Source organism: Mammaliicoccus sp. B-M6, from assembly GCF_022386965.1.
GTDB lineage: Bacteria > Bacillota > Bacilli > Staphylococcales > Staphylococcaceae > Mammaliicoccus > Mammaliicoccus sciuri_A.
The window spans coordinates 36,825-50,048 of record NZ_JAJNHJ010000017.1; the positions used below are offsets into that span (position 1 = coordinate 36,825).

Consider the following 13,224-nt stretch of genomic DNA (forward strand, 5'->3'; position numbering starts at 1 on the left):
ATAAATGGTCATTTTGACCATTTATTGCTTTTTATATTGATATAGTTCTTATGAATCAGATTTACGAGTACCAGCAACACCATAGTGTTCAGGTTTCATTTCTTCAATAATCACATGAATATTTTCTTTTGGTGCTTTTGCATTTTGATGAACAGCTTCTGTAACATCTTTTACAAGACCTTTCAATTGTTCATCAGATCTACCTTCAATTAATTTAATGTTTACGATTGGCATTATAAACGCTCCTTATTATATTGAATATTTGCTGAAGGACCACTATCTCCATTCCAGTCTGTTTGACCATCATCTTCTATGAATTCAATGTTCACATCTTCAACATGAGATAAGTCTAACAATTTTAATATAATCCGTTTTCTGATATCTGACAACTCTTTAAGTGTATAATTGTGATTAACTTCTAATAAACATTCTATATGAAGTGCTTCACCTTCTTTAATAACAGCGAGTCTTTTAATATCACTAATTGCTTTATCATCTAATATGACACGTGAAGCATGTATTTCAGATTCATGATCTGCAATACCAAGAACGCCTTGAGCATTTTCAATGAAGATAATACCCACAACTACAAACATCATCACACCAATGATGACTGAAGCAATACCTTCTAACATACCCAATCCTGTTAATCTTGCGATAATGATTGAAAGAACGGCAATAATACCACCACCAGTTGCAACAGTATCTTCCATGAATACTAATTTTGTTGCAGGTTTAGCTTTACCAATCATTAAATAACTTTTAGTAAATGGTGTCAGTAATCCTTTACTGCTTTCACCAGCTTCTTCCAAGATTTCTTTACCAGCTTTTCTTAATACAGTACCTTCTAAAATAATACCGATACCTAGAACAGCGATATTAATCCAGAAGAATAATATTGGTCCGCCAGTTTCATTGGGATGAACAATATGGTGAAAACCTTCTTTAACTGTCTCATAAGATAAAATACCTACAATAATAACTGCTATTAAACAGACGAGGTTAATTAATCTTCCGTATCCAAGAGGAAACTTCTCATTTGGACTTCTTTTAGAAAATGCTGATCCTAAAAATACAAAAAGTTGGTTTGCTGCATCACCGAAAGAGTGCATCATTTCTGCAAACATAGCGATGTTTCCTGTAAAGATAAAAGCGAATAACTTTAAACAACCTAAAATAAAGTTAACGACTGCAGCAGAAAGCGAAGATTTGCTTCCTTTTTTAAGTAAATTAATGAAAGCTTTCATAAAAAACTCCTTTAAAATATTTTTGTTTTGATTATACCACTATAATACCCAAATTCATTATAATATAAGTATCTTTATTTAAATATCATAATAATATTATGTAAACTATAAATGTTAATTGAAATTTTTTAAACCATCATTTAGGTAATCTGTTATACTATTTATATAGATATATTAATTAAGTTATACTAATTCTCGACTATTTTAATGTAACTTAATAATAAAATTAACTTATTACACATTGTGCGCTTGTTGTCACTTTTTAAATGAAAGTATAAGGTTTATAATAGTAGTAATACATAGATTAATTCATACAAATTATTCATTTGTATATTTTTTATGGACATATATTTAGTCGAAATGGTTAATATTGAAAGGGGCTCTGTAGTTAATTATGAATGCTTTACATAAGAAAACAGATGTAATATTAATTGGTGGAGGCATTATGAGTGCTACTTTAGGTACAATGCTTAAAGAATTATCACCAAACTTAGAAATTAAATTATTTGAAAAATTATCAAAACCTGCTGAAGAAAGTTCTAATGAATGGAATAACGCTGGAACTGGACATTCAGCATTATGTGAATTGAATTATACTAAAGAAGAGGCGGATGGTTCAGTTAATATTGATAAAGCTATTCAAATAAATGAACAATTTCAATTATCAAAGCAATTTTGGACATATTTAGTAAACAAAGGTAGTTTAACAGATCCACAATCATTTATTCGTCCTGTACCACATATGAGTTTTGTGTATGGAGACAAAAATGTACAATTTTTGAAAAATAGATGTGATGCATTATCAAAAAATCCATTATTCAATGGTATGACATTTACGGATAATCTTGAGACGTTAAAGCATTGGATGCCACTTATGATGGAAGGGCGTTCGAAAGATGAAACAATTGCCGCAACTAAAATTGAATCTGGTACGGATGTAAACTTTGGGAATTTAACGCGCTCATTATTAAGTGACTTAAAAGATCAGGGTGTTGAGTTAAATTATAATCATTCTGTTCAGAATATTCGAAGAAATGAAGACAATTCATGGCAATTAAAGATCTATAATGCCGAAACTAAAAAGGTTGAATATCACAATACTCAATTTGTGTTTATCGGTGCTGGTGGCGGTAGTTTACCACTTTTACAAAAGACAGGCATTAAGGAAGCTTCTAATATTGGAGGTTTCCCAGTTAGTGGTTTATTTATGGTATGTAATAACGAAGATATTATTGCTAAACACGATGCTAAAGTATACGGTAAAGCAAAAGTTGGCGCGCCACCAATGTCTGTGCCACATTTAGATACTAGATATATTGAAGGTAAACGTTCATTATTATTTGGACCATTTGCTGGATTCTCACCTAAATTCTTGAAAACTGGCTCTAACTTAGATTTATTTGGCTCAGTGAAACCGAATAATATCTTTACGATGTTATCAGCTGGTTTAAAAGAAATGGGATTAACGAAATATTTAGTAGAACAAGTCTTATTGTCAGATGAAAAGCGTTTAGAAGAACTAAAAGAATTTATACCGACTGCTAAGTTAGAAGATTGGGATATCGTAATCGCTGGTCAACGTGTACAAGTCATTAAAGATACAAAAGAAGGAGGAAAGGGTACATTACAATTTGGTACTGAACTTGTAACAAGTGAAGATGGCTCTATTTCTGCGTTATTAGGTGCATCTCCAGGTGCTTCTACTGCTGTACACGTTATGTTGCAGTTACTTGAAAAATGTTTCCCTAATGAATTTGTAAACTGGGAAGATAAAATTAAACAAATGATACCTTCATTTAGAACAAATTTATCTGATAATCCAGAATTATTTAATGAAATTAATACATCAACTTCGAAAGCTTTAGGTTTATATAAGTAAGTTTATGTTGAAAATTGACGTTTGTTAAAAAAATATCAATTATAATTAAAAAAATCCTCTTTAATCACTTTAAATTTTAGTTTAATCGAGTTAAACTATCTTTAATGAAGATTAAGGGGGATTTGTATTATGTTTGAAAAGTTACTTACCTCTATAGGTGTCGGTAATCTAACAATCGATACGCGTTTAGAAAAGATGACTTTTAATGAAGAAGAGCCCATTAAAGGTAAAGTAATATTTAAAGGCGGTTCATGTGATTTAGAAGTTAAATATATTGAATTGTCTCTTATTGAACGTGTCAATAATCAAAATGAGGATAGTGATTTTTCGGAATTTGATTATGAATTGCATAAGCATAAAGTTAATCAATCCTTCTTGATTAAGAAGAAAGACCACCAAGAATACGAATTTGAATTTAAATTAGAACAAATTGAATTCAAAGGCGAGCCAGAAGAAATATTTTTAAAGACACATGTTCATATCGATCAGTCAATTGGTGCTGATGACGAAGAAAAATTAAGTATAGTACGATAACTTATAATGAAGTCTTACAAAGTTGACCTATAACAGGTTAATACTTTGTAGGACTTTTTTATTTAGATAAATAAATCTCTTGAAATAGAACATGTGTTCGTATATAATAGTGGTACAAACAAATGTTCTGGGAGGTGATGTGATGTACAATTACAGTGATTTCCAAGAGAGATATATTTTATGTTTAAGTCATCATAACTTTTTTGCAAATGTGTCATGTGTTTCTAAAGGTATTAACCCAAATGAATATAAATTAGCTGTTATTTCTGATACGAAAAGGCAAGGCGCTATCGTTATTTCTGCTACTGAGCCGTTACAAGAATTAGGAATCAAGACTGGTTCAAGACTATTTGAAATACCACATAGAAATGATATCTTTATTATCAATCCAAATATGAAACAATATATAAACTATGCAAATGCTATTTATAAAGTATTACTTAAATATGTACATGCAGATGATATCCAACAACATCGTATAGATGAAATTTTTATTGATGTGACACATTATTATAAACAATATTGTGATAATCCAATTGAATTTGCTGCAAGGATCCGAACTGAAATAGAACAAGAAACGCAATTAAATTGTCATATAGGTATTGGACCAAACATGTTGTTAAGCAAGTTGGCTTTAGATAATGAGTCTTACCAACATGATCAATTAATTGGAGTATTAAATTATAGCGATATAAGAGATAAAGTGTGGCCGATACATCCATTGCATAAAGTGTGGGGGATAAATGATCGGTTAGAAAAGGAACTAAATGAGCTTGGTTTATATACTGTTGGAGATTTAGCACGCTATCCAGTTAATAAATTAACACAATTATATGGCAAGATGGGTAAGGAATTGAATTTAATCAGTAATGGTATAGATACTAATATCGTACGTGAAACACATAGTATTTATAATCCGGACATTAAATGTGAAGTCGCGCTTGAAAAACAATACCAATATTATGAAATGAAAGAAATCATTCTTCAACAAGTGGAACGTTTAACGAAACAATTAAGATCTAGAAATTTATTAGTTAAGACCATTGCTTTTTCACTGAAAAGTAATGCCAATACAATTTCTAAATCTTACACTTTAAAAGACGGCACGAATATTACGATGGATATATTTAGAGTAATCTGGAGTTTTACAGAACAGTTATGTGATAAACAGGAGAAGTATTCATCATTAAATATTTCGCTTACACAACTCGTGCCAGAACGAGCTCGTGAATTGAATTTATTTATAGATACATTTGAGCGAGAACGTGATGAAGCATTAGTGTTGCTTACTAATGAAATGAGTGTCAATAACACATATAGTAGACAAGAAGAAAGTAATCATCATTTAATTAAACATAACTGAAATATAATAATTAATCGTTTTGTGTTTAAAATGTAAAATTTATTAACATTTGACAAACTCTTTGCACATTTATATACTTATTTTGATTAACAATCAAATATGGGGAGTGGTGCATGGTGATTAAACAAGTTACACCTTATCTTTACTTTAACGGAACTTGCGAAGAAGCGTTAGGGTTTTATAGTGAAGCCTTAGATGGAAGCGTAAGAGAATCACAAACTTATGGTGACGCAGGTGTAGATGCCTCCGAAGATCCTAATAGAATTATACATGCACAATTAGAAGTTAATGGTCATTTATTTATGTTTTCTGATATACCAAATGACGATGATTCACTTCATAAGAAACACAATATATATATTGTGTTAGAATTTGAGACAGAAGAACAAATTAATGAAGTTTATAATATTTTTAAAGAAGGTGGACAAGTTCAAATGGAACTTGGACAAACTTTCTGGGGACAGACATATGCGAAAGTAATCGATCAATTTGGTATAGGTTGGGATTTAACTTATACACATCAATAAAATAAAGTATAAAGAAAAACCATAAACAATTTTTGAGTAAAGTTTATGGTTTTTTAATCTAGTCATTTAATGAATTAACAATTTCTCCCCACGCTCTTTTTCTGTGAGACTGCATAGCTAATCGTGCGGCATGCTTATCTTTAGCTTCTATACATGCAATAATAGCTTTATGTTCAACGATAGATTGATAAGGAGCAGGTCGGTCATTGATCGTAAATAGTCTAGCTCTATATAATTGGTCTGCATGTATATTAATAACGCTACTTAAGCGTGTATTATTTGCAAAACTAATTAAATCCGCATGAAATTGATCATCTAATATAGACCATTCGTATAAATTATTCTGTTCAAGTTGTTCTTGCTGTAATGCAATTAAATGCTTTAAATGTGCTATATTTTCTTCTGTCACTTTTGTTGTCGCTAATTCTACTGCTAAACCATCTAACGTTTCAGTGATTTCATAGATTTCCTTCAAATCATATTTTTTTATCGGATTGATATGAAAGCCACGCCTCGGAATTAAAGTCAATAATCCTTCAGTTTGTAATCTTACTAAAGCTTCTCTAACAGGCGTACGGCTCATTTCTAAAGCTTCAGCAATTTCCCTTTCTAAAATTGTTTGACCTGGCTCTAGTATTAAATTTTTAATCGCGATACGTAATATATGATAAGCACGAATAGGTAATCGCTGTTCATCTAACTGCTTAGCGATGTCTAGAAGTTTTCCTTTTAAAGAATCATATTCAGTTTGATGTTCCTCTGACATATCTCACCCTCCTCAAAAAAATACACGTCTTTCTTAAAATGAGTTTCCCTCATTATACCAGAAAGACGTGCGGTTATATAAAATGATTAAGAATAAAATTATTGCTTTACATTTGAATGTAAGTTCTCAATAATTGAATCTGCCATTTCTTTAGTTGATGTATTGCCACCTATGTCTATTGTAAGTGCGCCAGAACCTGTCGCTTTCTTAATAGCTTCATTGACTTGATTCGCTTCTTCTTTTAAGCCTAAATGATCTAACATTAATGCTGCACTACCAATAGCTCCAATAGGGTTTGCGATTCCTTTACCAGCAATATCCGGTGCAGAACCATGAACAGATTCAAACATGCTTGGATAACGACGATCTGGGTTTAAGTTTGCACTTGCTGCAATACCTAAACTGCCTGCTAATGCACTACCTAAGTCAGATAATATATCTGCTAATAAGTTAGATGCAACTACGACTTCTAAATCTTCTGGATGTAACACAAAGTGTGCCGCCATAGCATCAACTAACCATTGATCAGTTTCAACATCAGGATATTCTTTGCTCACACGTTTAAATACATCATCCCATAATACCATTCCATATTGTTGCGCATTACTTTTAGTAACACTTGTTACTTTTTTACGTTTACGCTTTCTTGCAGTTTCAAACGCATATCTAATCACACGTTCACAACCTTTTTCTGTAAATAAAGATGATTGAACGGCTACTTCATTGCCTTCACCTCTACCAGTAAAGTTACGACCACCAACACCTGAATATTCACCTTCAGAATTCTCACGGATTAGTACCCAATTTAAAGATTCAACATCAGGATGATTTAATTTACTTTCAACACCTGGTAAAAATTCAACTGGACGAATATTTGCCCATTGGTCAAAACCTTGGCATATAGCAATTCTCAATCCCCATAAGCTAATATGGTCGGGAACATTTGGGAACCCTACAGCACCAAAGTATATAGCATCATAGTCTTTTAAAGTTTCTAATCCATCTTCAGCCATCATGCGACCATTTTCTAAATAGTACTCACATCCCCAAGGGAAGTAATCAAAATCAAATGAAAATTGATTATTGGATTGCTCTGCTAAATGATCTAATACACGAACCCCTTCGTTAATAACTTCTTTACCAATACCATCACCTGGAATGACAGCGATTTTAAATGTTTTTTGTTGTGACATGATACATAACCTCCTGTTTCTTTGTGATACATCCATTATTAAATAATGTATACGTTGTTGTCAATGTATAACTTAAAAAGAAAAATATTTCACTAATTCATTGACTTAATGTATACGTTAATGTATGATGATTGAAATGAAAACGCTATCAAATTTTGAAATAAGGGGTGCTTAGAATGGACGGTTCAATAATTACTTTAATATTTTTAGTATTTGCAATTGTTATGTTTGCTTGGGAAAAGATACCGTTAGCAGTAACTGCAATGATTGTCGCAATAGGGTTAGTTATAACAGGCGTGCTCAAACCTGAAGAAGCTTTTGCAGGATTTGTCGATAGTAACGTACTATTATTTATGGCCATGTTTATTGTTGGCGGTGCGTTTTTCGAAACGGGAATGGCTCAAAAAATAGGGGGAATCGTCACAAAATTTGCTAAAACTGAAAAACAATTAATTATTTCTGTTATGTTAATAACTGGTTTAATGTCAGGTGTACTTTCTAATACAGGTACTGCCGCAGTTTTAATACCAGTTGTAATTGGTATCGCAGCAAAATCCGGTTTCTCAAGATCTACTTTACTCTTACCATTAGTTTTTGCAGCTGCAATGGGTGGTAACTTAAGTTTAATTGGGCGCCAGGTAATATGATTGCACAATCAGCACTTAAACAAATAGGTGATGGGTTTGGATTTTTTGAATATGCAAAAGTAGGGTTACCAATTCTGATTATCGGTATATTATATTTCACTTTAATTGGACATAAATTATTACCAAAAAGAGAAGAAGTTGATCTTGAAGAAGATTCAATATATGCTCAAGAAGTTGATTATTCAAAGGTTCCAAAATGGAAACAAGTTATGTCTTTAGGCGTATTGATTTTAACCGTTATTGCAATGATTTTTGAACAGCAAATAGGTATTGCGTTACATGTTTCTGCATGGATTGGTGCTCTAGTATTAATAGCAACCAGAGTTATTCCAGAGAAAAAAGCAATGAGATCAATTGATATGAATACGATATTATTATTTGTAGGTTCACTTGCTTTAGCAAATGCTATTCAAGTATCTGGTGCAGGAAAGGTTATTGCCAGTACGTTAATAAGTACTTTAGGAAAAGACCCTTCTCCTTATGTATTATTATTTGTTATTCTCGTGTTATCTGCTACGATGACGAATTTTATGTCCAATACCGCAACAACTGCATTATTAGTGCCAATTAGTATATCTATAGCAAATGGTATGGGGGCTGATCCTAGCGCTGTATTGATGGCGACTGTAATCGGTGGTTCACTAGCATTTGCGACACCAATTGGTATGCCTGCTAATACAATGGTTTATGGTCTTGGAGGATTTAAGTTTAAAGACTATGCTATTGCGGGTATCCCACTTATTATTTTATCTATCATTGTTTCAATGATTCTGTTACCAATATTCTTCCCATTTTATTAATTAAATCTGTTAATTTTACATTTTTTCTGTAACATATAAATAGAACGAAATCTTAAGAAGGTGGCGATATTCATGAAAGTATTAATTGCACCAGATTCCTTTAAAGGTAGTATAGATGCGCTAAGTGCTGCGCAAGCGATAGAACGTGGCATTTTAACAGTAGATTCAGAAACTAAAACGTTTCTTCTTCCAATGGCAGATGGTGGAGAAGGCACGATGATTAATTTAGTGCAAGCTACTGAAGGAACAGTAGTTGAATTTAATAGTATAGATCCATTATCAAGACCTATACAATCAAGTTATGGTATAACTGGCGATGGAAAGACAGCTATTATCGAACTAGCAACGAGTTCGGGTATTGATTTACTTAAACGAGAAGAACTTAATCCGATACATACGACCACTTATGGTACAGGATTACTTATTAAAGATGCTGTTGAAAAAGGTATTAAACATTTTATTGTTTGTTTAGGTGGAAGTGCTACAAATGATGCGGGTATAGGATTGTTACAAGCATTAGGATATCAATTTCTAGATGAAAATGGTGTAGATATACCATTTGGTGCACAACATATTCATAATATTGAAACGATAGTTGAATCAAACGTTATGCCACAAATTAAGGATGTTAAATTTGAAATTGCTTGCGATGTGACGAATCCATTTGTCGGTAAACAAGGTTCAAGTTATATATTTGGCCCTCAAAAAGGTGCCACACCAGAAATCGTTGAGAGGCTAGATCAGTCACTTATTCATTTTGCAGATGTTATTAAGACATTTAAAGGCAAAGAAATAAGCAATATAGAAGGTGCTGGCGCTGCAGGTGGAACAGCAGGCGGCATGTTAGCATTCTTAAATGCAGAATTAAAAAGAGGTATCGAACTAGTAGTAGATTTTGTGAATTTTAAAGATATTATTAAAGAAAATGAAATAGACTTGATTATCACTGGTGAAGGTAAAATCGATGGACAAACTTCTGGAGGAAAAGTCATATCAGGAATTGCACAAATTGCAAAATCTTATCAAATACCTGTTATCGCAATTGGTGGTACAGTTGAGAGGCCATTGTCAGCACTTCATGAGCAAGGTTTAACTGCGGCATTTAGTATTGCAAATGGTCCAATAACTTTAGAAGAAGCGATGAATAATGGTGATAAACTCATTGAACAACAAACTGAACAAATTTTTAGAGCGCTTAAATTGAATTAATAAAAAGAGGTGGGAAATTATCCCATCTCTTTTTAATGATTATACCGATATTTCTGAACTTGATGAATAATAAAGACGCCACATATCATGAATAAGATAGCTAAAATAAGTGTGAATTTAAAATCAATTATACTTGTAATAAGTAATGCAATCGTTGTTACAACACCATTAAATATAGCAATCGGTACTTGGGTCTTATTGTGATCTTTATGGTCAGCACCAGCACCTGTTGATGATAGTATGGTCGTATCTGATATTGGAGAACTATGATCCCCAAAGATACCTCCAGAAATAACGGCTCCTATACAAACTGCTAACGAAATGTCTAAATGATATCCTAATGGAATTGCGAGAGGTAACATAATAGCAAATGTTCCCCAAGATGTTCCGTTTGCGAAAGACATACATGCACCTACAAGGAATATTAAAGCAGGTACAATAGCAGGTGGGATTGTGCCATCGATGACTTGAACGATGTAGTTAGCCGTTCCTAATTTGTCCAATACACTTCCTAAAGACCATGCTAATACTAAAATAACTAAAATATCTGTCATATTTTTCATACCGGACGTATAAATATTTAATGATTGGCTAATTGTTTTAACTTTATAAAATAACATTAATAAGATAATTGAAATAGCTGCAAAGAAATAAGATAAACTTAAAGCTATTCTGAAATCTTTACCTTCCACACTTTGGAACGGGAAGCCTTTAGGTGCTAATAAAGTAAACAATGAAACAATTAAAATGACAATAGGTAACCAAATTAGAATGGGTTTACTTTTATTTTCCACATCTTTATCGACTTCCACACTTTCTCTTAATGGCTTCGCATTGTCCCAATAAATTTGACCAGTATTCATTATTCGATCCTCAGCTGACTTCATAGGTCCGAAATCTAATTTTAATAAAATGATGAGAGGAACGATTAATACCGCAAGGACTGGATAAATAAAGTAGGGTAATGAAACCATAAAGGCATCCCATGAGGACATATCTATACTTAATCGCTTAAATTCTGTATCAATTAACCCCATAATATAAACGCCCCAACCAATAAATGGTACCATTACAGAAACTGGCGATGCAGTTGAATCAATAATCCAAGCTAATTTTTCTCGAGAAATCTTCGCTTTATCAAATAAACTTTCATAAATTGGTCCAACAATTAAAGGTGTGCCCATTTCAGAAAAGAATATTATAATACCACTAAACCAAGCAGCGAGTTGAATTTTGATACGACTTTTCGCACCGGATATAAATCGATTTGCAAATGTCTTAGCACCACCTGAATTCTCAAGCAATGCGACAAATCCACCGATAAACACTAATAAAATAAGAATTCCAGCATTATATTCATCCGCAACTGTGCTGTACAAATAATCTCCAAGTAATTTTTTTAAAGAAGATATTGGATGAAAACTCGTTAACAAGAGTATGCCTGAAAATAATCCTAAAAATAATGAAACAATAACACTTCTTGTAAGTAATACCATAATAATGGCTATAATTGGAGGAATAATCGACCAAAAGCCAAAATGATCCATAAAATTACCCCCTTCAAAATATTCTGAAATATGTAATTATTTAATCTTCACATATAATGACGAATAAGTAAATATGATATTAATAAATTAGCAATGATATGTATTCTTATGCGAAGAATTTGTGACAATTATATATAACAAAATGACAAGTATAGTTGTCATTTTGACTATAATCATGTATATTATAAATGTAGGTGGTGGTCAAATGAGAAATAGGGTAAAAGAGTTAAGAGCTCGGGAAGGATTTAACCAAACTGAATTGGCTAAAAGAGCAGGTATTTCAAGACAAACAGTTTCTTTGATAGAACGGAATAACTTTATGCCATCTGTATTGACTGCTGTAAGAATAGCAAGAATACTCAAAGAAAATGTTGAAGATATTTTCATATTCGAGGAGGATGAATTATGAAAAAGAATAAAATTATGTTAATTGGTAACTTTATATTATATATGCTGATCGGTGGTTTAGTAGGTGGATTACTTACAAGTATTTTTAAGAAAGGTCACGACTTTTTAGAAATTGAACTTACAACAGTGCAAACTGATATTACTGCCACCATTTTAACTATTGTATATATTATTTTAATAATCATCTTAATTAATGTTTATAAAAAAGCTGAAAAATATAGAAAATATGAAACAAACCCAGAAAATGAAGATGAAATAGAAATACAGTTAGAAAAAACATTAATTTACCCACCCATATTGCTTGGTATCATTATGACAATAGCATTAACAATCTTAAACATCGTCATTAACTTAACAAAAGAACCAAGTATGCTGTCATTGTTAATTGCAATCGTTTCATTAATATCAACAGCACCAATATCATATATGCATTTATCTAAATTGAGAAAATTATATCCAGAACGAAACTATCCAAAAGCAGGAGATAAACAATTAAACGAAAAAATGATTGATATGATGGATAGTGGAGAACAGTATATTACATTAATTGCACTACAAAAAACTTATACACTGAACCAACAATTAATAATCGGATGTATAGCACTAGCATCAATTTTCTCAATTTCTTCAGACAATAATCAATTCTTTAGTGTGTCATTATTGATTATTTTATATTTAGTCAATACAATGTATTACTCTAAAAAAGTATCAGAATCAATATAAAAAAACTGCCTAATACGGGCAGTTTTTTGTTTGAGTATAGGAGGATGTGAGTTAAAGCTGGAGTAAACAATAGAAGTGAGCCAAGTCTTAGCTTAACGCCTAACTTAAGCCAAGAGATTGTGCAAGTCATGGCTTAATGTCTAACTTAAGCCAAGAGATTGTCCAAGTCATGGCTTAACGACCAACTTAAGCCAAGAGATCACTCAAGTCTTAGCTTAATGTCTAACTTAAGCCAAGAGATTGTGAAAGTCATGGCTTAATGCCTAACTTAAGCCAAGAGATAGCCAAAGTCTGTACTGAACCCAAAAATCTAAACCTTAATTAGTATATTATTTCAAAGGTTTGTCTCCTGTAATTTTTGGGAGATAAGCCTTTTAATTT

At 32.0% G+C, this 13,224-nt stretch carries 14 protein-coding genes; 9 read left to right on the forward strand and 5 right to left on the reverse strand.

Annotation, left to right across the window (positions count from 1 at the left end):
- Positions 1-48: 48 nt before the first annotated feature.
- The gene (locus LQ693_RS07975; protein ID WP_037560206.1) at positions 49-234 is read right to left on the reverse strand and encodes a 2-hydroxymuconate tautomerase; all 186 of its coding nucleotides are present in this window, start codon (positions 232-234) and stop codon (positions 49-51) included.
- The gene (locus tag LQ693_RS07980; protein ID WP_107565603.1) at positions 234-1,247 is read right to left on the reverse strand and encodes a cation diffusion facilitator family transporter; all 1,014 of its coding nucleotides are present in this window, start codon (positions 1,245-1,247) and stop codon (positions 234-236) included. Before LQ693_RS07980 ends, LQ693_RS07975 begins: the two co-directional genes overlap by 1 nt.
- Before the next feature lie 394 nt (positions 1,248-1,641).
- Between LQ693_RS07980 and mqo the strand changes: the two genes are divergently transcribed.
- The 4 genes from mqo to LQ693_RS08000 all read left to right on the forward strand — a co-directional run bounded on the left by mqo (position 1,642) and on the right by LQ693_RS08000 (position 5,550).
- On the forward strand, positions 1,642-3,126 hold the full coding sequence (gene mqo, locus LQ693_RS07985) for a malate dehydrogenase (quinone) (RefSeq protein WP_107565602.1): 1,485 nt from the start codon (positions 1,642-1,644) through the stop codon (positions 3,124-3,126).
- A gap of 129 nt (positions 3,127-3,255) precedes the next feature.
- Positions 3,256-3,660: a sporulation protein gene (locus LQ693_RS07990; RefSeq protein ID WP_025905962.1), complete on the forward strand. Its 405-nt coding sequence runs from the start codon at positions 3,256-3,258 to the stop codon at positions 3,658-3,660.
- Positions 3,661-3,802: 142 nt separating this feature from the next.
- Entirely contained in the window at positions 3,803-5,023 is a 1,221-nt protein-coding gene (locus tag LQ693_RS07995; protein ID WP_103360554.1) for a Y-family DNA polymerase, read from the forward strand.
- Positions 5,024-5,136: 113 nt separating this feature from the next.
- The gene (locus tag LQ693_RS08000) at positions 5,137-5,550 is read left to right on the forward strand and encodes a VOC family protein (protein ID WP_180991426.1); all 414 of its coding nucleotides are present in this window, start codon (positions 5,137-5,139) and stop codon (positions 5,548-5,550) included.
- A gap of 58 nt (positions 5,551-5,608) precedes the next feature.
- Here the strand turns inward: LQ693_RS08000 and LQ693_RS08005 are convergent, their stop codons facing one another.
- Together LQ693_RS08005 and LQ693_RS08010 are read right to left on the reverse strand one after the other, a co-directional pair.
- On the reverse strand, positions 5,609-6,316 hold the full coding sequence (locus LQ693_RS08005; RefSeq protein WP_239703144.1) for a GntR family transcriptional regulator: 708 nt from the start codon (positions 6,314-6,316) through the stop codon (positions 5,609-5,611).
- 98 nt (positions 6,317-6,414) lie between these two features.
- Positions 6,415-7,509 (reverse strand): tartrate dehydrogenase, encoded by a 1,095-nt coding sequence (locus LQ693_RS08010; RefSeq protein WP_103360552.1) that lies wholly within the window; start codon positions 7,507-7,509, stop codon positions 6,415-6,417.
- A gap of 176 nt (positions 7,510-7,685) precedes the next feature.
- Here LQ693_RS08010 and LQ693_RS13705 point away from each other — a divergent pair, with 176 nt between their 5' ends.
- From LQ693_RS13705 to LQ693_RS08020, 3 genes are all read left to right on the forward strand, one after another.
- A complete protein-coding gene (locus tag LQ693_RS13705) occupies positions 7,686-8,156 on the forward strand; it encodes an SLC13 family permease (RefSeq protein WP_275584177.1) in 471 nt (156 codons plus the stop codon).
- On the forward strand, positions 8,153-8,956 hold the full coding sequence (locus LQ693_RS08015; RefSeq protein WP_275584178.1) for an SLC13 family permease: 804 nt from the start codon (positions 8,153-8,155) through the stop codon (positions 8,954-8,956). Before LQ693_RS13705 ends, LQ693_RS08015 begins: the two co-directional genes overlap by 4 nt.
- 72 nt (positions 8,957-9,028) lie before the next feature.
- Entirely contained in the window at positions 9,029-10,165 is a 1,137-nt protein-coding gene (locus LQ693_RS08020; RefSeq protein WP_103360550.1) for a glycerate kinase family protein, read from the forward strand.
- 32 nt (positions 10,166-10,197) lie between these two features.
- Here LQ693_RS08020 and LQ693_RS08025 read toward each other — a convergent pair whose 3' ends face one another.
- On the reverse strand, positions 10,198-11,712 hold the full coding sequence (locus LQ693_RS08025) for a Na+/H+ antiporter NhaC family protein (protein WP_103360549.1): 1,515 nt from the start codon (positions 11,710-11,712) through the stop codon (positions 10,198-10,200).
- 205 nt (positions 11,713-11,917) lie between these two features.
- On the opposite strand from LQ693_RS08025, the gene LQ693_RS08030 reads away from it, so the two are divergent.
- Both LQ693_RS08030 and LQ693_RS08035 read left to right on the forward strand, forming a co-directional pair.
- Complete coding sequence (locus LQ693_RS08030; protein ID WP_103360548.1) at positions 11,918-12,121, forward strand: helix-turn-helix transcriptional regulator; 204 nt, start codon at positions 11,918-11,920, stop codon at positions 12,119-12,121.
- Entirely contained in the window at positions 12,118-12,843 is a 726-nt protein-coding gene (locus tag LQ693_RS08035) for a DUF3169 family protein (protein WP_103360547.1), read from the forward strand. Before LQ693_RS08030 ends, LQ693_RS08035 begins: the two co-directional genes overlap by 4 nt.
- The last annotated feature ends 381 nt before the right edge of the window (positions 12,844-13,224 follow it).